Source organism: Enterococcus canis NBRC 100695, assembly GCF_001544375.1.
In the GTDB taxonomy this organism is placed as follows: Bacteria; Bacillota; Bacilli; order Lactobacillales; family Enterococcaceae; genus Enterococcus_H; species Enterococcus_H canis.
Genome location: NZ_BCQJ01000002.1, coordinates 105,933 through 126,453, shown reverse-complemented (window position 1 = coordinate 126,453; position 20,521 = coordinate 105,933). Strand labels below are relative to the sequence as shown.

The window sequence follows — 20,521 nt, the reverse complement described above, 5'->3', positions numbered from 1 at the left end:
TTAGCCGGTGTTATTTTTCTTGAAGGTGGCTAGCTACTGAAGAAGGGGCGATGCCAAATTGTTTTTTGAAGGATTTGCTAAAATGATAGGCATCTTGATACCCGACTGTCGAGGCGATTTCTTTGACGGTGAGGTGCTCATGGTGAAGTAACTCTTTGGCGCGATTCAACCGAATATTAATGAGGTAGTTAATGGGACTCATGCCTGTGGCTTCCTTAAAAATTTTCGATAAATAGGCTGGACTGATGTACTGATCGTGAGCTAGTCGCTCCAAGGTAATTTCTTCCTCGTAGTGATTTTCTAAATAATAAACTGTGTAGTCTACGATGCGTTGTTGCCGTTGTGCCGTTGCCGATAATTTTGGCTGCAATTGACAAATTCGGGCTGCTAAGCCTCGCAAAATCAAAACCAAAAGCTTCATAACGATGGCTTTTTGCATGATCCGAGCCTCAGTTTCTTCTTCTTGGGCTTCTCTTTGCAACAGCCAGGCCTGTTCCATGACTTGGTGATGAAATTTACCTAAGTCTACCAACGGGGCTTCGTTGGGCATAAAGTTACGGGAAAGTCCGGTGAGTGAGACATTGCGAATCCCAACATGCAGCTGATGGGAGCAGCCTTGAATCTGCGCTTCTCCGTGACGGAATCCCGGATTTAAGACCAACAGCTGACCAGCATGTAATGGAATACCACTCTCGCTTTCTAAAGTATAATAGCTTTCGCCTTCCAAAATGAAACTAAGCTCTAAAAAGTCATGATGATGGATGGGTGAGGATTGTCCCACCTCGCTCCAAGTATCACAAATATACAAAATCTCAGGATTGAAGGTTTGTGGCAGCAAGACCGACATGGAAAGCGCCTCCTTTTCAATGATGCTAATATTTTACATCAAAACGGCTAAGAAAAACCATTCTTTCTAAAAAATAATTCGCTAAGCTATTTTAAGAGGAGGGAGAACTATGAGCAATATAAAGTGGATCTGGCAATACGCCAAAGTCTATCGCAGCAAAATCGTGTTAGCAACAGTCTTTCTGCTGATTAATGCGTTACTGATCCTGATCAATCCCTATCTAGGTGGGATCCTGATCGACCGCGTCATCGATCAAGGACAGCAATCATTATTGATACCTATTTTAGCCATTATGATTGGGTCGACGTTGATTCGGACGGTTGTCCGTTACGGTTATCAAATTTTGTTCGAACGGGTAGGACAAAATACGCTTTTTCGTTTGCGGGAGGATATGTATCATAAGCTGCAAGAGTTAGATTTTGACTTTTTTAATCATACCCGCGTAGGTGATATTATGGCACGGATGACCGGGGATACTGATGCGATTCGGCATTTTGTTTCTTGGGTCGTCTATAACATTATGGAATGTATCGTCTGGTTTATTTCGGCTATTATTGTAATGGGCTTTATCAAATGGCAATTAATGCTGGCACTAGTGGCGATTACCCCGGTGATTTTTATCTTAACCAATCTAATGGCCAAAGAGGCGCACCCGCTTTTCTTTGAGATTCGGGAGAGCTTTTCGCGCTTGAATTCCATGGTGGAAGAAAATATCGGCGGAAATCGAGTAGTTAAGGCATTTGCCAGAGAAGATTTTGAAATCGAAAAATTCAATCAATACAATGACGATTTTAAACAACGCAACATGGATTCTGCCAAAGTTTCCCGTAAATATCTTCCGTGGCTGGATGGGATGGCGGGAGCTTTAGGCGCAATTGCCTTAATTGTTGGTGGCCTATTTGTGATCCAGGGCAAGATGACCTTGGGAGATTTGGTGGCTTTTAATGGCTATCTATGGATGTTAAACAATCCAATGCGCATGAGTGGCTGGTTGATTAATGATGTCCAACGGTTTGCGGCAGCCTGTGTTAAAATTCGCCAACTTTTAGGTACTAAGTCACAAATACCTGTTGAGCGGCCAGATGAAATCACGCCAATCAAGGGTTATGTGGAATTTCAACACGTTTCATTCCATTTTTCAGATGATCCCACCAATGTGTTGGAGGATATTACGTTTAAAATTGCACCTGGGCAAACCATTGGAATTCTTGGGGAAACAGGTTCCGGGAAAACAACCTTAGTCAATTTAGTTGGTCGTTTCTATGATCCCACCTCAGGGGTGGTACTGATTGATGGCAAGAATGCCAAAGATTATCCCGTTCGCCAGTTACGGGAAAATATCTCGATGGTTATGCAGGATGTATTTCTATTTTCCAATACAATCGCCGATAATATCGCTTTTGGGAACCCTTATGCCAATCCTGAAATGATTCAGCAAATGGCGGTCATTGCGGACGCAGATAGTTTTATTTCGCGGATGCCGCAGGGCTATGAAACGATTGTCGGGGAACGTGGTGTTGGTCTTTCTGGTGGTCAAAAGCAACGAATTTCATTGGCACGGGCTTTGGCGAAGGATCCATCCATTTTGATTTTAGATGACACGACTTCTGCGGTGGACATGGAAACAGAATCTAAGATCCAACAAGAATTAACTAAGTTGACCGAAGCGAAGACGACCTTCATTATTGCCCACCGCATCTCTTCTGTGCGAGAAGCGGATCTAATTCTTTTGATGGAGAAAGGCCGAGTGGTTGAGCAGGGGACTCATGCGGAGTTAGTTGCTGGTCGTGGTAAATATTATGAAGTGTATCAAAAACAATTAGGATTGACAGGAGGTGAGGCAGATGGCACGGAATAAATTTGACGTAGATGAAGAGCTGGAACAGGAATTTAGCTGGCAGGATTTTAAACGATTAGGTCGGTACATTCTGCCTTACAAAAAGCCTATTTTACAAGTGCTAATTACCATCATTTTAGCAAATGCTGCCGGAATGTTGGCGCCAGTTTTTACCAAACAAGCGATTGATGAGGCAATTCCGCAACAAGACATCCGGGGACTTTTAGTAATTGGGGCGCTTTTTTTAGGCACTTTGATTGTTATTGGCATCTGCATGCGTTACCGGATTTTTAAAATTACCGAAATCGGGCAAGATGTTTTAAAGGATATGCGCTTTGATATCTTTGAACATTTACAGCGGCTGCCATTTTCTTATTTCGATAATCGACCTCATGGTAAAATTTTGATTCGTGTCGTGAACTATATCAATACTTTGAGCGACCTCTTAAGTAACGGCTTGATCAACCTGATTTCTGATATTTTTAACGTGATTATTACTCTGATTTTCATGTTTGCGATCAATGCCAAACTAACCTTGTATAGTATGGCGCTGTTACCAATTCTCTTCTTGATGGTGTGGTTCATTAAAAATAAACAACGCGTGGCGTATCAAGTGCTGAGTAATAAGCAATCCAATTTGAATGCCTATATCCATGAAAGTATTGCCGGTATCAGGATTACACAATCTTTTGCCCGTGAACAGGAAAATTTTAATATTTTTCAAGAGGTAAGTGAGGAATACCGAACTTCTTGGATGAAGGCGGTCAAAATTCAGTTTCTGATGTGGCCTGGGGTGCAAAATATTGCGGTTATCACTACCTGCTTGATTTATTTTGTCGGGATTCGCCAAATCGGCGTTGAAGTCAGCACCGGAACCCTGATTGCATTTATCAGCTATATCAATAATTTTTGGAACCCTGTCATTAATATTGGTAATTTCTACAACTCATTGATTACGGCAACCGCCTATTTGGAACGTATTTTTGAAACGATGGATGAAATTCCTGATATTCAAGATGCCCCGACAGCTAAGACATTGCCCGCTATCCAAGGCAATGTTGCTTTCGAACAAGTGACCTTTCGTTATGAAGAGGGGAAGAATATTTTGCAGAATGTCTCCTTTGATATCAAAGCTGGTGAAAGTATCGCTTTGGTTGGTCCGACTGGCGCCGGTAAAACGACGATTATCAATTTGCTAAGTCGCTTTTATGATGTAAATGAAGGTGCTGTTAAAATTGATGGCTATGACGTTCGCGATGTGACCTTGCAATCACTGCGCAGTCAAATGGGCGTTATGCTTCAAGATACATTCATTTTTTCTGGGACGATTTTGGAAAATATTCGTTACGGGAAATTAGATGCAACCGAAGAAGAAATCATAGCAGCCGCTAAAATCGTTCGAGCCCATGACTTTATCAAGGATTTGAAGGACGGCTATCATACGGTAGTGGAGGAGCGTGGTAGCACTTTGTCAGCGGGACAACGGCAACTGCTTTCCTTTGCACGAGCCTTGTTGGCAGATCCGAAGATTTTGATTTTAGATGAAGCAACGTCTAGTATCGATACTAAAACGGAAGAACTGTTACAAGAAGGGTTACTGAAATTGTTGGAGGGACGGACCTCATTTATTATCGCTCACCGTCTTTCTACCATCAAAAACTCAGACCGGATTTTTTATGTGGCCGGTGGTACCATTGCCGAAGCAGGTACTCATGACGAATTAATGGCGCAACGTGGTCTTTATTATCGTCTATATCAATCCCAGTATGATCTTTTGCAGGCTATCTAATTCAAATAAATTGAGGGATGTTTCAGATTAGCCCATAGGAAAAGGACATAGACCGCGGCCTATGTCCTTCTTTCATTAGTTCAACGCACTGTCGGGAATACTCATAAGATAGGCATCAATCGCCGCCATTACATCGGTTAAGACACCCTTAGTAAACGGTGATTTAAGGTGTGCGGTTGCCACCAACTCAAGGAAAGTTTGCGAGCCGCCAACCTTGCAGATTGCCAAGTAATCGTCCCAAGCTTGCGGATCTTGGTCCACTTGAAATCTTTTCCAAAATTGGAAGGCACAGACTTGCGCTAACGTGTAGTCGATGTAGTAGAAAGGACTGTTAAAGATATGGCCTTGGCGATACCAATAGATTCCTCGTTCTAAAGCAGGGCTATCCTCATAATTTTTATGGGGATTGTACATTTTTTCTAGCTTACGCCAAGTCGCTTTACGCTCAGCTGGCGTCATTTCTGGGTGTTCATAGACTTCATGCTGGAAATGGTCCACTAAGACACCGTAAGGTAAAAATTGGACCGCATTACCAAGATGACTAAATTTGTATTTTTGCGTTTCGTCTTGGAAGAAGCCCTCCATCCAAGGCCAAGTAATGAACTCCATACTCATGGAATGGATCTCTGCACTTTCAAAAGTAGGGAAGACGATTTCCGGCTGTTTGATCCAACGGGACTCAAAGCATTGAAAGGCGTGACCAGCCTCGTGGGTCAATACATCAACATCGCCAGAGGTACCATTGAAGTTAGCAAAAATAAATGGCGCTTGATAATCGGCAATATACGTACAGTAGCCACCGCTTTGTTTGCCTTTTTTACTCTTTAAGTCCAACAACTCATGCTCCAGCATAAAATCAAAGAATGCCCCCGTTTCTGGTGACAGCTCATGGTACATCGCTTGCGCGTGCTCCAGTAACGCGTCATGATCTCCTTTAGGCGTTGCATTGCCTGATAAAAATTCTAATGGGAGGTCGTAGTAGGCTAATTCAGCCAGACCGAGCCGATCTGCTTGGCGCTCATATAATCGCTGTGCGACGGGGACGACTTGTTCTAGAATCTCTTTCCGGTAGCCTGCCACCATCTCGCGATCATAGTCAAAACGTTTCATGCGGTCATAGCTTAAGGCCACGAAGTCAGGGTAGCCTAGCTGTTGGGCGATTTTAGTCCGAACTTTGACCATATCGTCGTAGATACGATCAAAGGTTGCTTCGTGCTGCTCAAAGAACGCCGTGTGCGTTTGCGCCGCCGCTTTGCGGACCTGACGATCCTTACTTTGCATATAAGGTGTCAGCTGAGGCAAGGTTAAGATTTGCCCATCAAATGGCAGTTGTGCTGAGGCCACCAGCTTGCTATATTCACTACTTAGACGATTTTCCTCCTGCAGTAGCGGAATGATATCGTCGTGGAATACTTTTAACTCACTTTCAGCAAAAAGAAATAACGTCGTAGGGAAAGCTTCCTTTAATTCAGGCAGGAAACTATTGTTCAACAGTACTTGGTAAAAGCGGTTCGTCAGCGCCTGATAACGTGGAAGGTAATCACTCCAGTATTCGTCCTCTGCTTCGTAAAAAGCATCGTTGGTATTGATGGAGTAGCGGATCACCACCAAGTTCGTTTGCGTATCAATGAAGCTGCGCAAGTCATCCAATTTGCTGACTTGGGTAATAGCTGTTGCGGCTGAATCGGCATCCTCTAGCAACTGGACATGTTGCAAAAATTCCTCCTTAAATTCTTCATAATTAGGGCGTGTATAGACATATTCTGAAAATTTCATCTTCTCCCACCTTTCTTAAGTAATTTTAGCATAGAACCAAAGTGTTTGGAAAACGAGAACCAGTAACGAAAAACCGCAAAAAAATAAGTCAAAGTCGGCTAATGATGCAGATCACGAGACGATTTTGACTTATTTAGCTGCTTCAGGCGTACTTAAGCACTCACATGATAGCTGTGGACTGGCTCAAAAAGATCCCGCAATAGTGTCAGGATAGAACCCACTAGTTCATAACCGTATTCATGAAGATTATAATACACTTCAATACGATACGCATTGCGGAATAGCGCTTGTTCATGATACTGATTGATGACCAGCTCATCGCTGTGCATATTGCTGTAACGCAAAGTGCGTTTACAACGAGCAGCCCGGCCGCGCCCAAGTCTCCTTAAGTTACGAATGGTAAAGTAATCCGTGGCAGCATTGTGCCGGTGAACATCCTCTAATGCCAGCAGGTCGTTGAACAATTTTTTGCGATCGTCTTGCGGCAAGCCTGAAATAAACTCCTTAGCAACTTCCATATCTGCAATCATACAAATTCCTCCTGCATCTTCTCCTCTCAAGGATAGCATTGATAAGTTGAGTTGTAAATGCTTTCAAAAAGACTTTTCTCCTCAATATTTCATAAAAGATCCGCTAATTGTGAATAATTTAGCTAAAACACGAACGATACAAGAAAGTGTTGCTTTAAATATTCACGATAACGTTGACGCTGATTTGTTAGCTTGTTAAAATAAAAGCGAATAAAGACGAATGATTTTATGTATCTGGTTCTATATTGTACACGAAAAGGAGCGTTCTTGTGGAAAAGCAGACATTGTTATATGAAGGGAAAGCGAAAAAACTTTATCAAACAGACGAGGCAGGTGTGTTGTGGGTCGAGTATCTTAATCAAGCAACTGCGTTAAATGGTGCGAAGAAAGACACGGTTGCTGGCAAAGGTGCTTTGAATAACCAAATTACTAGTCGGATCTTTGAAAAATTAGCTGCTAAGGGGATCAATAGCCACTTTATCCAACAATTGTCAGAATCCGAACAATTGATTAAAGAGGTTACCATGATTCCGTTAGAAGTCGTCTTACGGAATATCGCTGCTGGTAGTTTTTCTAAACGTTTAGGAATCGCCGAAGGAACGCCGCTAACCTTTCCAATTATTGAATTCTACTTTAAAGAAGATGCTTTAGATGATCCAATGATCAACGATGAACATGTTCAAGTCTTAAACATTGCTAGTCCCGCCGAAATAACTGAGCTAAAGGCCATGACGCGGGCTATCAATCAGGCTTTAGTTGAAATGTTTCAAGAAATCGGTATTCGCTTAGTTGATTTCAAGCTGGAATTTGGCAAAACAGCTGACGGTACGATTGTCTTGGCAGATGAAATCTCCCCCGACACTTGCCGTTTGTGGGATGCTAAGACAAATGACCATTTAGATAAAGATCTGTATCGCCGCGATTTAGGCGATATCGTACCAGTTTACCAAGAAGTATTACGACGACTAGAAGCATAAGCAGAGGAGAGCGAAAAATGTATTTTGTAAAAGTATATGTGATGTATAAAGAGTCTGTATTAGATCCCCAAGGTGAAGCGGTAAAAGGTGCTGTGCATCGGATGGGTTATCAGGAAATCGATGAAATTCGAATTGGTAAATATTTTGAAATGAAGGTAGCTAAAAGTGAGCGTCCAGTTGAAGCGATGATTGAAGAAGTTTGCGACAAACTGTTAGCAAATCCCAATATGGAAAGCTATCGTTACGAGATCACGGAGGAAGCCTAATGAAGTTTGCCGTTATCGTTTTTCCAGGCTCTAATTGTGACATGGATTTGTTATGGGCTGTTAAAGACATCTTAGGAGCTGAAGCGGAATATGTCCGGCATGATGCTGATAGCTTAGCCGGGTTTGATGGCGTCTTGCTGCCGGGTGGTTTTTCATATGGTGATTACCTACGCTGTGGTGCGATTGCCCGTTTCTCTGCAATTATGGCTGAAGTTAAACGCTTTGCTGAAGAAGGTAAACCGGTCTTTGGCACCTGCAATGGGTTCCAAGTCTTGACTGAAGCTGGCCTTTTACCAGGAGCTTTGCGCCGAAATGACTCTTTACATTTTATTTGCAAATCAGTACCGCTAAAAGTGGCTAATAATCAAACCCTTTTCACTAGTGAATATGGCCAAGATGAAGTGATTGAATTACCTGTGGCTCACGGCGAAGGCAACTATTATTGTGACGATGAAACATTGGCTCGCTTACAAGCCAACAATCAAATCGTCTTTACTTACGAAGGGGAAAATCCTAATGGTAGTGTGGCTAATATTGCTGGTATTACCAATGAAAGAGGCAATGTATTAGGCATGATGCCCCATCCGGAACGAGCGGTTGAAGCCCTGTTAGGTTCTGAGGACGGCTTGCGTTTCTTCCAATCAATTTTAAAAAATGCTGAGGTGACAACGAAATGATGAAGGTACTGGAACCAACACCAACAGAGATCAAGGAGCAAAAAATCTATGCTGAATGGGGCTTGACGGAAGAAGAGTACCGCATGATTTCTGAGGATATTTTAGGTCGCCTACCCAACTATACGGAAACCGGTCTTTTCTCGGTAATGTGGAGTGAACACTGCTCTTATAAAAATTCCAAACCCGTTTTACGCAAATTCCCAACTAGCGGACCGCAAGTCTTACAAGGTCCTGGTGAAGGAGCGGGTATCGTGGATATCGGTGACGGCCAAGCGGTAGTTTTTAAAGCGGAAAGCCATAACCATCCTTCTGCGGTGGAACCATACGAAGGAGCAGCGACTGGTGTCGGCGGTATCATCCGTGACATTTTTAGTATGGGGGCTCGGCCAATTGCTGTCTTAGATTCGTTGCGTTTTGGCGAGTTAGACAATGAACGAACCAAGTATCTGTTAGAAGAAGTTGTGGCGGGGATTAGCGGCTACGGCAACTGTATTGGTATTCCCACAGTTGGTGGCGAAGTTGCTTTTGATCCTTGTTATGAAGGCAATCCGTTAGTGAACGCCATGTGTGTCGGCTTAATCGATCACAAAGATATTCAAAAGGGTCAAGCCAAGGGTGTTGGCAATTCTATCATGTATGTCGGCGCGAAAACAGGACGCGACGGGATTCATGGGGCGACTTTCGCCTCAGAAGAGTTTGTGGAGGGGGAAGAACAGCAACGTTCAGCCGTGCAAGTTGGCGATCCTTTCATGGAAAAATTGTTATTGGAAGCTTGTTTAGAATTGATTTTGGACCATGCTGATATCTTAGTGGGTATTCAAGATATGGGGGCAGCTGGCTTAGTTTCATCTAGTTCGGAAATGGCCTCAAAAGCTGGTTCTGGTCTGATTCTTTATCTAGACGATGTACCACAACGGGAAACCGGGATGACGCCTTACGAAATGATGCTTTCTGAATCGCAAGAACGGATGTTGATTTGCGTGGAGCAGGGACATGAAGCGGAAGTTGAAGCTTTATTCCAAAAGTATGATTTGGATGCCGTCACTATTGGTAAAGTAACAGATGATGGCCAATACCGTTTATATCACCACGGTGTCGAAGTTGCAAATTTGCCAGTTGATGCGTTGGCTGAAGACGCGCCCGTTTATCACAAGGCATACGCTGAGCCAGCCCGGATTCAAGAGTTCGCAGCCTTGCCAGAATTTGAACCCCAGGTGGCTGATGCCACGGATGTATTTAAACAACTTTTACAGCAGCCGACGATTGCCTCTAAAAAAATGATTTATGAAACTTATGATTCACAGGTTCGTACCAATACCGTGGTTCGTCCCGGCAGTGATGCCGCTGTTTTGCGGGTGCGGGGGACTGACAAAGCTCTAGCCATGACCACAGACTGTAATGCGCGTTATTTATACCTTGACCCAGAAGTGGGCGGTCAAATCGCCGTGGCAGAAGCAGCTCGCAATATCGTGGCTAGCGGCGGCCAACCGTTAGCAATCACGGATTGCTTAAACTACGGTTCGCCAGATAAACCAGAAGGCTTTTGGGAATTGTGGACTTCAGCCGATGGTATCGCCAAAGCGTGTGAAACTTTAGGGACACCCGTTATTTCCGGGAATGTGTCACTTTATAATGAAACCAATAACAAAGCTATCTATCCAACACCGATGATTGGTATGGTCGGTCTGATTCAACATACGAAAGATATTACTACCCAAGATTTTAAACAAGCTGGGGATTTGATTTATGTCGTGGGTGCCACTCATGATGATTTCAATGGAACTGAATTGCAGAAAATGCAACTAGGTCGGATTGAAGGGAAATTGATGAACTTTGATTTAGCTACGGAAAAACGCAATCAAGCCGCTGTTTTAACAGCCATCCAAGTGGGCTTAGTGGCTAGTGCTCATGACTGTGCCGAAGGCGGACTCGCAGTAGCCATTGCGGAAGCGGCCTTTAAACAGCGCTTTGGTGTTGATGTGGCCTTTGATTTACCAGCAAGTTGGCTTTTTGCGGAAACACAATCACGTTTTGTCTTGTCAGTTACGCCTGAAAACCAAACGGCTTTTGAAGAATTAATGGGCACGCAAGCAGCCTTAGTTGGTAAAGTGACGGCTAGCGGTGAGTTACGGATCCATGGTAATGATCAAAGCATTGAAGTAGCAACTGATACTGCGTTACGTCTGTGGGAGGATGCCATTCCATGTCTTATGAAGTAAGAAGTTTAAATGAAGAGTGCGGCGTTTTTGGTGTCTGGGGACACCCAGACGCCGCTCGTGTCACTTATTTTGGATTACACAGTTTGCAGCACCGCGGTCAAGAAGGGGCCGGCATTGTCAGCAACCATGAAGGCAAGTTAGATGGTTACCGCGACTTAGGACTTTTGTCAGAAGTTTTTCGTGACGATAAACAATTAGAAAAGCTGGTGGGAAATGCGGCCATTGGGCATGTGCGTTACGCAACAGCCGGTAATGGCAGTGTTGATAATATCCAGCCATTTTTGTTTAAATTTTATGATCAACAAGTGGGCTTGGCTCATAACGGCAATTTGACCAATGCCAAAACCCTACGGACTGAATTGGAAAAGGATGGTGCTATTTTCCATTCTAATTCTGATACGGAGATTTTGATGCACTTAATCCGCCGCAGTAAAAAGGAAAATTTTATTGAGCAGTTAAAAGAAAGCTTAAATACAGTTCAAGGCGGTTTTGCTTACTTGCTGCTAACAGAAGATGCCATGATGGCGGCGCTGGACCCTAACGCTTTTCGACCGTTATCGATTGGGCAAATGAAAAATGGGGCTTATGTGATTGCCTCGGAAACCTGCGCGTTAGAAGTTATCGGGGCAGATTTTGTTCGTGATGTGGAGCCAGGAGAATTGATTATTATCAATGAGGACGGCTACCGCGTGGAAAAATATACCGAGAACACGCAATACGCGATTTGTTCTATGGAATATATCTATTTTGCCCGACCAGATTCCAACATTGCGGGAGTCAATGTCCATACGGCACGGAAAAATATGGGCAAAAATTTGGCATTAGAGCAACCAGTCGAGGCGGACATGGTGGTGGGGGTACCCAATTCCTCTCTGTCGGCTGCTAGCGGTTATGCGGAGGCTAGTGGGATTCCTTATGAAATGGGTCTGGTGAAAAATCAATATATCGCCCGAACCTTTATCCAGCCTACGCAAGAATTGCGGGAGCAGGGCGTCCGCATGAAACTTTCAGCGGTACGTGGTGTAGTGGAAGGCAAACGGGTCATTATGGTGGATGATTCCATCGTCCGTGGTACGACTAGTCGCCGAATCGTGCGCTTACTGAAAGAGGCTGGCGCAAAAGAAGTGCATGTGCGTATCGCTTCGCCACCTTTGAAATATCCTTGCTTTTACGGCATCGATATTCAAACCCGCAAAGAACTGATTGCGGCTAACCATACGATTGCTGAAATTGGGGAAATGATTGAGGCTGACTCCATTGGCTTTTTAAGTGAAGCAGGATTAGTTGACGCAATTGGTTTAAATCTTGATGCCCCAAATACGGGGTTATGTATGGCTTATTTCAATGGCGATTATCCAACACCATTATATGATTATGAGGCGCAGTATTTAGCGTCATTAAAAGAAAAAGTATCATTTTTCTAAGGAGGAAAAGGGATTGGCAAATGCCTATGCAAAAGCTGGCGTGGATGTAGAAGCTGGTTATGAAGTGGTCGAACGAATCAAAAAGCACGTGAAGCGAACGGAACGTTTAGGCGTTATGGGGGCAATCGGTGGCTTTGGTGGTTGTTTTGACCTTTCGCAAGTGGAAGTGAAGGAGCCTGTCTTGATTTCGGGAACTGACGGGGTAGGAACAAAACTATTAGTGGCAATTCAAGCTGATAAGCATGATACAATCGGCATCGATTGTGTTGCGATGTGTGTTAACGACATTGTGGCTCAAGGTGCGGAGCCGCTTTATTTTCTAGATTATATTGCAACCGGTAAAAACGAACCAGCGCGCTTAGAACAGGTGGTAGCGGGGGTTGCGGAAGGCTGTGTGCAGGCTGGCGCGGCCTTGATTGGCGGTGAAACAGCGGAAATGCCTGGTATGTACGGTGCTGACGAGTATGATCTAGCCGGTTTTGCCGTGGGTATTGCGGAAAAAAGCCAGCTAATTACCGGCGCAACGATTAAAGACGGCGACGTGCTTTTAGGTTTAGCCAGCAGTGGAATTCATTCCAATGGTTATTCTTTGGTCCGCAAAATTTTCTTTGAGGAGCAAGGCTTGACTGGCAAGGAAGTCCTACCAGAATTAACCCAGCCTTTGGCAGAAGAGCTATTAACGCCAACACGGATTTACGTTGAAGCGCTCCTACCATTAGTGAAACAACAATTAGTGAAGGGCATTGCCCATATTACTGGTGGTGGCTTCGTTGAGAATATTCCGCGGATGTTGCCGGAAAACTTGGCAGCTGAAATTACATTAGGTAGTTGGCCGGAATTACCGATTTTTCAAGCCTTGGAAAAATATGGTCAAATTCCTCACCTGGAAATGTTTGAAATTTTCAATATGGGAATTGGGATGGTTCTGGCAGTTGCGCCTGAACAAGTAGCGGCCGTGAAAGCCCAATTCACCAACGAACCGATTTATGAGTTAGGGAAAGTGACAGCGAAAACTGAGGCAGCGGTCTCTTTTCGCGAGGTGTAGCATGAAAGTAGCGATTTTTGCATCCGGCAATGGCAGTAACTTCCAAGTGTTGGCGGAGTTGTTACCGGCGCAAGCTGAGTTGGCGCTGTTGTTCTGTGACCAGCCACAAGCAAAAGTGTTGGCACGGGCCCAAAAACTTCAAGTCAAAACGGTTTGCTTTTCACCAAAAGATTTCGACAATCGTCAGGCTTACGAGACGCAGATTTTAGCTGAATTGAAGCAGGCTGGTATTCAGTGGATCTTTTTAGCGGGTTATATGCGCATCATTGGTGAAACCTTACTGAATGATTATCCGCAACGCATTGTGAACATCCACCCCTCCTTGTTGCCGGCTTTTCCGGGACTGCATGGGATTCGGGATGCCTTTGAGGCGGGGGTAACTGAAACCGGCGTGACGGTTCATTATATCGATAGCGGCGTCGATACGGGGCCTATTATTGCTCAAGAACGGGTGACAATTACCGAAGCAGACACGTTAGCAACATTAGAAACCAAGATTCATCAAGTGGAGCATCGGCTCTATCCGCAAGTCGTGGCGGCATTGATTAATAAGGAGGAAGAAGCATGATAAGAGCACTTATTAGTGTGTCAGACAAAACAGGTATCGTGGCTTTTGCCAAAGGGCTGGTAGCTCAAGGAATCGAAATCATTTCAACAGGTGGTACGAAACAAGCCCTAAGTGAGGCTGGTGTGCCGACGATTGGGATTGAGGAAGTGACTGGTTTTCCGGAAATGATGGATGGACGGGTTAAAACGCTACATCCCCTGATTCATGGTGGTCTATTAGGCAGACGTGACTTACCAGAGCATCAGCAGGCCATGGAAGAGCACGATATTACCCCCATTGATTTTGTCTGTGTCAATCTTTATCCTTTTAAAGAAACGATTGAAAAAACCGATGTAACCACGGCGGAAGCTATTGAAAATATTGACATCGGCGGCCCCAGCATGTTGCGGAGTGCAGCCAAAAACTATGCTGCCGTGACGGTGGTCGTGGACCCGGCTGATTATGAAGTCGTTTTAGGTGAGCTACAAGCCTCCGGTAGTACTACGGCGGCAACGCGGGAACGGCTAGCGGCAAAAGTTTTCCGGCATATGGCGGCTTATGACGCTTTGATTGCAGGCTATTTGACGGAACTAGTCAAAGAAACTGAACCGGAAAAGCTGACCTTGACCTTTGAACGGAAACAGTCGCTACGTTATGGTGAAAATAGCCATCAAACGGCTGCTTTTTATCAAACGGCTTTACCAGAAAGTTATTCGATTGCCAGTGCCAAACAGCTGCACGGCAAAGAATTATCTTATAACAATATTCGCGACGCGGATGCGGCGATTCGCATTGCCAGGGAGTATCAAGCGCCAACTGTTGTGGCCTTGAAACATATGAATCCTTGTGGAATTGGTACTGCTGAGACAATTGAACAGGCTTGGGATTTTGCTTATGCCGCAGATCCAGTTTCCATTTTTGGCGGCATCATCGTGTTGAACCAAGAAGTAGACGCTGCTACAGCGGAAAAAATGCACCAACTATTCTTGGAAATCATTATCGCACCAAGCTACACGCAAGAGGCTTTTGCAATTTTGGCCAAGAAAAAGAATGTCCGTCTATTAGAGCTGGATTTCAGTCAGCAAGCCACGAAAGAAACAGAAAAAGTAGGGGTTCTGGGGGGACTGCTAGTTCAAGAGCAAGACTTAGTTCCAGAAGATCCGCAAACTTGGAATGTTGTCACCAAACGCCAACCGACAACTGATGAATTAGCAGCCTTGGCTTTTGCTTGGAAAGCTGTAAAACACGTGAAAAGTAATGCTATCGTAGTGGCCAATGCCCATCAAACTGTGGGGATTGGCGCTGGTCAAATGAATCGGATTGGTTCAGTCAAAATCGCCATTGAACAGGCCGGCGAGCGGGTTCAAGATGCGGTCTTAGCTAGTGATGCCTTCTTCCCAATGAATGACAGTGTTGAATACGCGGCTCAGCATGGCATTAAAGCAATTGTTCAGCCTGGTGGTAGTATCAAAGACCAAGATTCGATTGCTATGGCTGATAAATACGGTATTGCGATGGTCTTTACCGACATTCGTCATTTTAGACATTAAGCGGGAGGACGCTATGAAGAAATTATTAATGATTGGTAGTGGTGGCCGCGAGCATGCGATTGCCCGAAAGCTGCTGGAAAGTCCCACTGTAACCACGGTTTACTGTGCGCCAGGTAATCCCGGCATGACGCGAGATGGGATTGAGCTTGTTTCCATCAGCGAAACAGATCATACTAGTTTGATCCAATTTGCCAAGGGCCAAGAAATTGCTTGGACCTTCGTTGGTCCTGAAGTGCCATTGTTGAATGGCTTAGTAGATGATTTTGAAGCTGCCGGCCTTAAGGCGTTCGGTCCTAGGAAAGACGCCGCTTTGATTGAAGGCTCGAAGGACTTTGCAAAGCAGCTTATGAATAATTATCAGATTCCCACAGCCGCGCATGAGACATTTCATGACTTCAAGGCAGCCAAAGCCTATGTGGAGGCCCAAGGAGCACCAATCGTGATTAAAGCGGATGGCTTGGCGGCTGGGAAAGGTGTAGTAGTGGCAGAGACCGTAGCGGAAGCTGTGGCTGCTTTATCGGATATGCTGGAAGCTAACCGTTTTGGGGCTAGTGGCGCCCGCGTGGTGGTGGAAGAGTTTTTAGCAGGGGAAGAGTTCTCACTTTTGGCCTTTGTGGATCAAGAGCGGGTTTATCCTATGATTATCGCCCAAGACCATAAACGCGCCTTTGACCAAGACCGTGGGCCTAATACAGGCGGTATGGGAGCCTATGCACCGGTACCGCAAATTCCCCAAGAAATGGTAACAACGGCTATCGAAACGATCTTAAAGCCAGCCGCAGCTGGTTTGGTTTCAGAAGGACGTCCCTTCACAGGTATTCTTTACGCAGGTTTGATTGCCACTGAAACCGGACCAAAAGTGATTGAATTTAACGCTCGTTTTGGCGACCCTGAAACGCAGGTGGTCTTGCCTCGCTTGACTAGCGACTTTGCGGCTATTATTGACGCACTGTTAACAGGGAAAGAGCCTGAAATCACTTGGCAAACAGCCGGTGTTACTTTGGGGGTGGTTGTAGCCGCCGATGGGTATCCAGGGGAGTATGCCAAAGGACAGACTTTACCTGATTTTTCAGGGCTGAAGGATTTGACCGTAACCTATGCTGGCGTGGCCGAAAAGAATGGTCAGCTGGTGACAAATGGTGGCCGGGTCTATTTGATTGAAGGTTCGGCATCCACTGTGGCTGAGGCACAGCACAAAATATACAGCTACTTGGAAACACTAGATACCACAGGAACCTTTTACCGGAAAGATATTGGTTCTAAAGCTATCCAAGTCTAAAATTGAAACACACTTTAAGTTTGAAGAAGATCTAAAGCCTATTCTCTGGTTTTAGGTCTTTTTGACTTTCAGACGCTTTTTTTGGCGTTGTGGGCAAAGAAGGCTACAATAGAAACTGGAGGGAAGAAGATGAAATTAATTACACAAAAACGAAAAATTCACGATATTCCAGTTTTGGAAGTCGTAGCGGAAGAAAATCGCTATGAGGCAATTCCGCTATTGGTCTATTATCATGGCTGGCAGACTGGCAAGGAATTGGTGCTAACGCAAGCGCGTAAGCTAGCTCAAGCAGGTTTCCGAGTGATTGCTCCTGACGCGATGCACCATGGCGAACGTAAAACCGGTCCCGTTTCAGCGGTTCCAGGAGTCACTTTTTTATCCAGTATTCATTATAACTTGCTGGAATTTGAGTTACTGATCAACTTTTTCCAAGAGCTTCATCTGGTAACTGATCTTTATGTTGGAGGTGTTTCCATGGGGGGAATCACCACTTGCGCCTTACTGACGCAGTATCCGGAAATCAAGGCAGCAGCCTCGATTATGGGAAGTCCCCAGCCTACCCACTATGTTCAAATGATTATGACCCGGGCTCGCAGTTTTGGCGGCTTTATTCCTCGTGACTACTTTGCCTCACTACAATGGGTCACCAATGTTGATTTGTCTTTAGCGCCAGCTAAAATTGCGGGGCGACCTTTACTATTTTGGCACGGCCGTCAAGATGAAAAAATTCCTTTTGTTGAAACAGCTTCGTTTTACGAATCGATTCGCCAGGAACCTTATGCTACAAAAGTCGAGATGATTGAGTCTAACGAAGGTCATTTAGTAAAGGGTGAAACGATGGATCAAATTACCGCTTTTTCAAAAAAAGTTTAGAGAAGTAGTAACCGTTTTCGCTCGTTGTGGTAAACTAATAGTAGTTTGAATGTAGGAGGAAAATAAATGAAACGAATCAAAGTTGGCAGTGTTGACTTAGAAGCTTCAGCTGTTGTTTTAGGCTGCATGCGCATGAATGCTCTGTCTCAAAAAGAAGCAACAGCAGTAATCGAAACAGCGGTAGAAAATGGTATTGATTTCTTTGACCATGCAGATATATATGGCGGCGGCGAATGCGAAACCCTTTTCGGTAAAGCCTTGCAGGATAGTTCAGTAAAACGAGAAGATATCCTAATCCAAAGTAAATGCGGTATCGTACCTGGCAAGATGTTCGATTTTTCAAAAGAGCATATTATTGCTTCTGTTGAAGGTAGCTTGAAACGGCTAGGGATTGAGCAATTAGATGCTTTATTGTTGCATCGTCCTGATACCTTAGTGGAGCCTGAAGAAGTTGCGGCAGCTTTTGATGAATTAGAACAAAGCGGTAAAGTCCGTTATTTTGGTGTCAGCAATCAAAACCCCACGCAGATTGAGTTGTTGAAAAAGGCTGTCAAACAACCTTTAATTGCTAATCAGTTGCAATTTGGCATCATGCACACTGGCATGGTGGATCAAGGTATCCATGTGAATATGACCGACCAAGGCAGCTTTGACCATGACGGTGGTATCCTCGATTACTCTCGTTTACACGACATGACAATCCAAGCATGGTCACCTTATCAATATGGTTTCTTTGAAGGCGTCTTTTTAGGTAATGAGAAGTTCCCTGAATTGAATGCCGCCATCGATGAATTAGCAGCGAAATATGGCGTGACCAACACAGGTATCGCGACCGCTTGGATCTTGCGTCATCCAGCTCATATGCAAACCATTATTGGTACCATGAATAAACAACGAATCCAAGATGTGGCTGCTGCCAGTGAGTTAGTCTTAACCCGCGAAGAATGGTACAAGATTTATATGGCAGCCGGAAATATTTTGCCGTAAGGAAGGCGCTTTCACAGAAAATTCACATTTAGGCGTTAAGATAAATTTATACCAATCGTCCACACTTTTTAGTAAAGTGTGACCAACACTTTTTCATTTTAACTCCTTTTGCCCGCTTCCAGTTGAAGCGGGCCCCTTTTTTGCGAAAAAAGTTGTTGGTATATACCTTTGCAAGTGTGGTATTATGAACCAAAGGAGTTGGATGACAGTGGAAATCAAAGAAATGAGTACCTTAAATATAGAAGAAATGTATCGTTTGGCCATTTATGCCTTTCATATGGAAGATACACCTTTACGACGGGAAAAAATTGAAACGATGGCGAAAAATTCTTGGAATTACGGCGCCTTTTCCGATGGTCAGCTTACTAGCGAATTAATGGTTACGCCTTTTAAAGTAAACTTTCATGGCGTGACTTATGGCATGGGTGGGATCGGTTATGTGGCCTCTTATCCTGAATATCGCGGTGGTGGTGCCATCAATCAGATCTTTCACCAAATTTTAGCCGATATGAAAGAACGTCAAGTGGCTCTTTCATATTTAGCGCCTTTTTCCTATCCTTTCTATCGTCGTTATGGCTATGAGCAAGCCTTCGATAAAATTCGCTATACATTGAAAACCGAAAACCTACCACGCATCGGGAAAGTTCCCGGCACGGTAAAACGCGTGACTTGGGAAAATGCTCATGAAGAAATCGATTGTCTTTATCTGGAAGATCCCAAACATCAACGAGGCGGGTTAATCCGCGATGATTGGTGGTGGCATTATACAAAAGAACTAGGAAAAAAACCTAATTATGCCGTCTACTATAATGAAGCAGGGCAAGCCGAAGGATACGTGATTTATCAGTTCCAAGATATGACCTTTGATATTATGGAATGGAGTAGCCAATCTTATCAAGCTTGGCAAGGTCTAGCTCGTTTTGTGGCTTCCCACGGCGGAGCCTTCAGCGAATTTACCTACGCTAGCCCGACTGGTGAGGATCGCAGCTATCTGCTAGATTCACCGTTAGTAAAAATGGAAAAGGTCCCTGATATGATGGCCCGCATCGTTGATTTCCAAGCCTTTCTGAGCCGTTATCCTTTTGATGTCGAAGCTGAAGATACACTGGTTTTAGAAGTGTTAGATGAGTATGCACCGTGGAATAATGGCAAATGGCAGTTGACCTTAAGTCCAGGCAAACAACCACAAATTATGCCAACGGATGAAGCGGCCGACATTACGGCTTCAATCCAAGCGTGGAGCCAAGCCCTACTAGGTTACAAAGAATTGGTAGAGTTAGCAGCCTATGAACGCTTTACAGGTGATTGGAGCACCATTGACCGTTTGCAAAACTGGTTACCAAAAGGCAAACCCGTTTTGGCAGATTATTTCTAAAAAGCACCTCTTTTGAAGATAGTCAAAATAGGAAAGACCGATTGCAGTTATTTGGCTGCAATCGGTCTTTTAGTTTTGTATCAATGAGTTGCTTTTTCTTGGGCCAGCTTATTGATAAAATTTGCCAAGCCTAAAACATAGGGTGGGGGACCAATTAAAGTAAAACGGGCAATCTGGTTCTCTGTTAGTTGATACTGAAAACGACGCTTCTCACCGTCATAAACATCATTGTAATGAGCTACCACCTTTTGCACAAATTCTTCTAAATCAGCTATTGATGCTAAGGGAACATCTAGTATGAATAAGGCGCGAGTGTCGTCCTTCTCCTCTTCCAAAAAATGATGGATCAAGCTTTCTTTTCGATCATGACCAGTGAAATTGCTAACTTCTTCTGCGGTAAAACGCCATTGACCGCCAATCTTTTTTCCCTTTAAGCGACCTTCTTTCAAATAGTTGCGGATCGTTCTAGTCGTCACATTCAATTCCTCTGCCAAGGCTTCAACTGAATATAATTCATCCATAG

General features: G+C 44.3%; 18 protein-coding genes. 14 read left to right on the top strand and 4 right to left on the bottom strand.

All coding sequences use genetic code 11. From position 1 onward, the window contains the following. Positions 1-10: 10 nt before the first annotated feature. Complete coding sequence (locus ECA01S_RS03945) at positions 11-847, bottom strand: helix-turn-helix transcriptional regulator (RefSeq protein ID WP_067391452.1); 837 nt, start codon at positions 845-847, stop codon at positions 11-13. A gap of 109 nt (positions 848-956) precedes the next feature. On the opposite strand from ECA01S_RS03945, the gene ECA01S_RS03940 reads away from it, so the two are divergent. Next, positions 957-2,705 (top strand): ABC transporter ATP-binding protein, encoded by a 1,749-nt coding sequence (locus ECA01S_RS03940; RefSeq protein WP_067391450.1) that lies wholly within the window; start codon positions 957-959, stop codon positions 2,703-2,705. After that, positions 2,692-4,473, top strand: coding sequence for an ABC transporter ATP-binding protein (locus ECA01S_RS03935; RefSeq protein ID WP_067391447.1), 1,782 nt, complete (start codon positions 2,692-2,694; stop codon positions 4,471-4,473). Before ECA01S_RS03940 ends, ECA01S_RS03935 begins: the two co-directional genes overlap by 14 nt. Positions 4,474-4,548: 75 nt before the next feature. Here the strand turns inward: ECA01S_RS03935 and ECA01S_RS03930 are convergent, their stop codons facing one another. Both ECA01S_RS03930 and ECA01S_RS03925 read right to left on the bottom strand, forming a co-directional pair. Next, complete coding sequence (locus tag ECA01S_RS03930; protein WP_067391444.1) at positions 4,549-6,249, bottom strand: M3 family oligoendopeptidase; 1,701 nt, start codon at positions 6,247-6,249, stop codon at positions 4,549-4,551. Positions 6,250-6,401: 152 nt separating this feature from the next. Then, complete coding sequence (locus ECA01S_RS03925; RefSeq protein WP_067391441.1) at positions 6,402-6,779, bottom strand: hypothetical protein; 378 nt, start codon at positions 6,777-6,779, stop codon at positions 6,402-6,404. Positions 6,780-7,048: 269 nt separating this feature from the next. Here ECA01S_RS03925 and purC point away from each other — a divergent pair, with 269 nt between their 5' ends. The 12 genes from purC (at position 7,049) to ECA01S_RS03865 (ending at position 19,998) form a co-directional block, all read left to right on the top strand. After that, positions 7,049-7,756, top strand: coding sequence for a phosphoribosylaminoimidazolesuccinocarboxamide synthase (gene purC, locus ECA01S_RS03920; protein ID WP_067391438.1), 708 nt, complete (start codon positions 7,049-7,051; stop codon positions 7,754-7,756). A 17-nt stretch (positions 7,757-7,773) separates the two neighbouring features. Continuing rightward, entirely contained in the window at positions 7,774-8,022 is a 249-nt protein-coding gene (gene purS, locus ECA01S_RS03915) for a phosphoribosylformylglycinamidine synthase subunit PurS (RefSeq protein WP_067391435.1), read from the top strand. Next, a complete protein-coding gene (purQ, locus tag ECA01S_RS03910) occupies positions 8,022-8,699 on the top strand; it encodes a phosphoribosylformylglycinamidine synthase subunit PurQ (RefSeq protein ID WP_067391429.1) in 678 nt (225 codons plus the stop codon). The genes purS and purQ overlap by 1 nt, the downstream gene beginning before the upstream one ends. Further along, positions 8,696-10,918, top strand: a complete 2,223-nt coding sequence (gene purL / locus ECA01S_RS03905; protein WP_067391425.1) for a phosphoribosylformylglycinamidine synthase subunit PurL — start codon at positions 8,696-8,698, stop codon at positions 10,916-10,918. The genes purQ and purL overlap by 4 nt, the downstream gene beginning before the upstream one ends. Further along, on the top strand, positions 10,903-12,342 hold the full coding sequence (gene purF, locus ECA01S_RS03900; RefSeq protein ID WP_067391422.1) for an amidophosphoribosyltransferase: 1,440 nt from the start codon (positions 10,903-10,905) through the stop codon (positions 12,340-12,342). The genes purL and purF overlap by 16 nt, the downstream gene beginning before the upstream one ends. A 13-nt stretch (positions 12,343-12,355) precedes the next feature. Then, on the top strand, positions 12,356-13,387 hold the full coding sequence (purM, locus tag ECA01S_RS03895) for a phosphoribosylformylglycinamidine cyclo-ligase (protein ID WP_067391419.1): 1,032 nt from the start codon (positions 12,356-12,358) through the stop codon (positions 13,385-13,387). A 1-nt stretch (position 13,388) separates the two neighbouring features. Continuing rightward, positions 13,389-13,955 carry a phosphoribosylglycinamide formyltransferase gene (gene purN, locus ECA01S_RS03890; RefSeq protein ID WP_067391416.1) on the top strand — a complete coding sequence of 189 codons (567 nt, stop codon included), beginning with the start codon at positions 13,389-13,391 and terminating at the stop codon, positions 13,953-13,955. After that, positions 13,952-15,484: a bifunctional phosphoribosylaminoimidazolecarboxamide formyltransferase/IMP cyclohydrolase gene (gene purH / locus ECA01S_RS03885; protein ID WP_067391413.1), complete on the top strand. Its 1,533-nt coding sequence runs from the start codon at positions 13,952-13,954 to the stop codon at positions 15,482-15,484. Before purN ends, purH begins: the two co-directional genes overlap by 4 nt. Positions 15,485-15,497: 13 nt before the next feature. Further along, positions 15,498-16,763, top strand: coding sequence for a phosphoribosylamine--glycine ligase (purD, locus tag ECA01S_RS03880; protein ID WP_067391410.1), 1,266 nt, complete (start codon positions 15,498-15,500; stop codon positions 16,761-16,763). 129 nt (positions 16,764-16,892) lie between these two features. Then, positions 16,893-17,636, top strand: a complete 744-nt coding sequence (locus ECA01S_RS03875) for an alpha/beta fold hydrolase (protein WP_067391407.1) — start codon at positions 16,893-16,895, stop codon at positions 17,634-17,636. Between the two features lie 66 nt (positions 17,637-17,702). Then, a complete protein-coding gene (locus tag ECA01S_RS03870; protein WP_067391404.1) occupies positions 17,703-18,623 on the top strand; it encodes an aldo/keto reductase in 921 nt (306 codons plus the stop codon). 208 nt (positions 18,624-18,831) lie between these two features. Then, positions 18,832-19,998 carry a GNAT family N-acetyltransferase gene (locus ECA01S_RS03865; RefSeq protein ID WP_169792751.1) on the top strand — a complete coding sequence of 389 codons (1,167 nt, stop codon included), beginning with the start codon at positions 18,832-18,834 and terminating at the stop codon, positions 19,996-19,998. Positions 19,999-20,078: 80 nt separating this feature from the next. On the opposite strand, the gene ECA01S_RS03860 is transcribed toward ECA01S_RS03865, so the two are convergent. Next, a complete protein-coding gene (locus ECA01S_RS03860; RefSeq protein ID WP_067391398.1) occupies positions 20,079-20,519 on the bottom strand; it encodes a helix-turn-helix domain-containing protein in 441 nt (146 codons plus the stop codon). Positions 20,520-20,521: the final 2 nt, after the last annotated feature.

Bases quoted from the DNA above. Each gene is read 5' to 3' on its own strand.
- ECA01S_RS03940 (WP_067391450.1), top strand. From the start codon at position 957: ATGAGCAATATAAAGTGGATCTGGCAATACGCCAAAGTCTATCGCAGC.
- ECA01S_RS03860 (WP_067391398.1), bottom strand. From the start codon at position 20,519: ATGGATGAATTATATTCAGTTGAAGCCTTGGCAGAGGAATTGAATGTG.
- purN (WP_067391416.1), top strand. From the start codon at position 13,389: ATGAAAGTAGCGATTTTTGCATCCGGCAATGGCAGTAACTTCCAAGTG.
- purS (WP_067391435.1), top strand. From the start codon at position 7,774: ATGTATTTTGTAAAAGTATATGTGATGTATAAAGAGTCTGTATTAGAT.
- purL (WP_067391425.1), top strand. From the start codon at position 8,696: ATGATGAAGGTACTGGAACCAACACCAACAGAGATCAAGGAGCAAAAA.
- ECA01S_RS03925 (WP_067391441.1), bottom strand. From the start codon at position 6,779: ATGATTGCAGATATGGAAGTTGCTAAGGAGTTTATTTCAGGCTTGCCG.
- purD (WP_067391410.1), top strand. From the start codon at position 15,498: ATGAAGAAATTATTAATGATTGGTAGTGGTGGCCGCGAGCATGCGATT.
- ECA01S_RS03945 (WP_067391452.1), bottom strand. From the start codon at position 847: ATGTCGGTCTTGCTGCCACAAACCTTCAATCCTGAGATTTTGTATATT.
- ECA01S_RS03870 (WP_067391404.1), top strand. From the start codon at position 17,703: ATGAAACGAATCAAAGTTGGCAGTGTTGACTTAGAAGCTTCAGCTGTT.
- purH (WP_067391413.1), top strand. From the start codon at position 13,952: ATGATAAGAGCACTTATTAGTGTGTCAGACAAAACAGGTATCGTGGCT.
- purQ (WP_067391429.1), top strand. From the start codon at position 8,022: ATGAAGTTTGCCGTTATCGTTTTTCCAGGCTCTAATTGTGACATGGAT.
- ECA01S_RS03935 (WP_067391447.1), top strand. From the start codon at position 2,692: ATGGCACGGAATAAATTTGACGTAGATGAAGAGCTGGAACAGGAATTT.
- ECA01S_RS03875 (WP_067391407.1), top strand. From the start codon at position 16,893: ATGAAATTAATTACACAAAAACGAAAAATTCACGATATTCCAGTTTTG.
- ECA01S_RS03930 (WP_067391444.1), bottom strand. From the start codon at position 6,249: ATGAAATTTTCAGAATATGTCTATACACGCCCTAATTATGAAGAATTT.
- purF (WP_067391422.1), top strand. From the start codon at position 10,903: ATGTCTTATGAAGTAAGAAGTTTAAATGAAGAGTGCGGCGTTTTTGGT.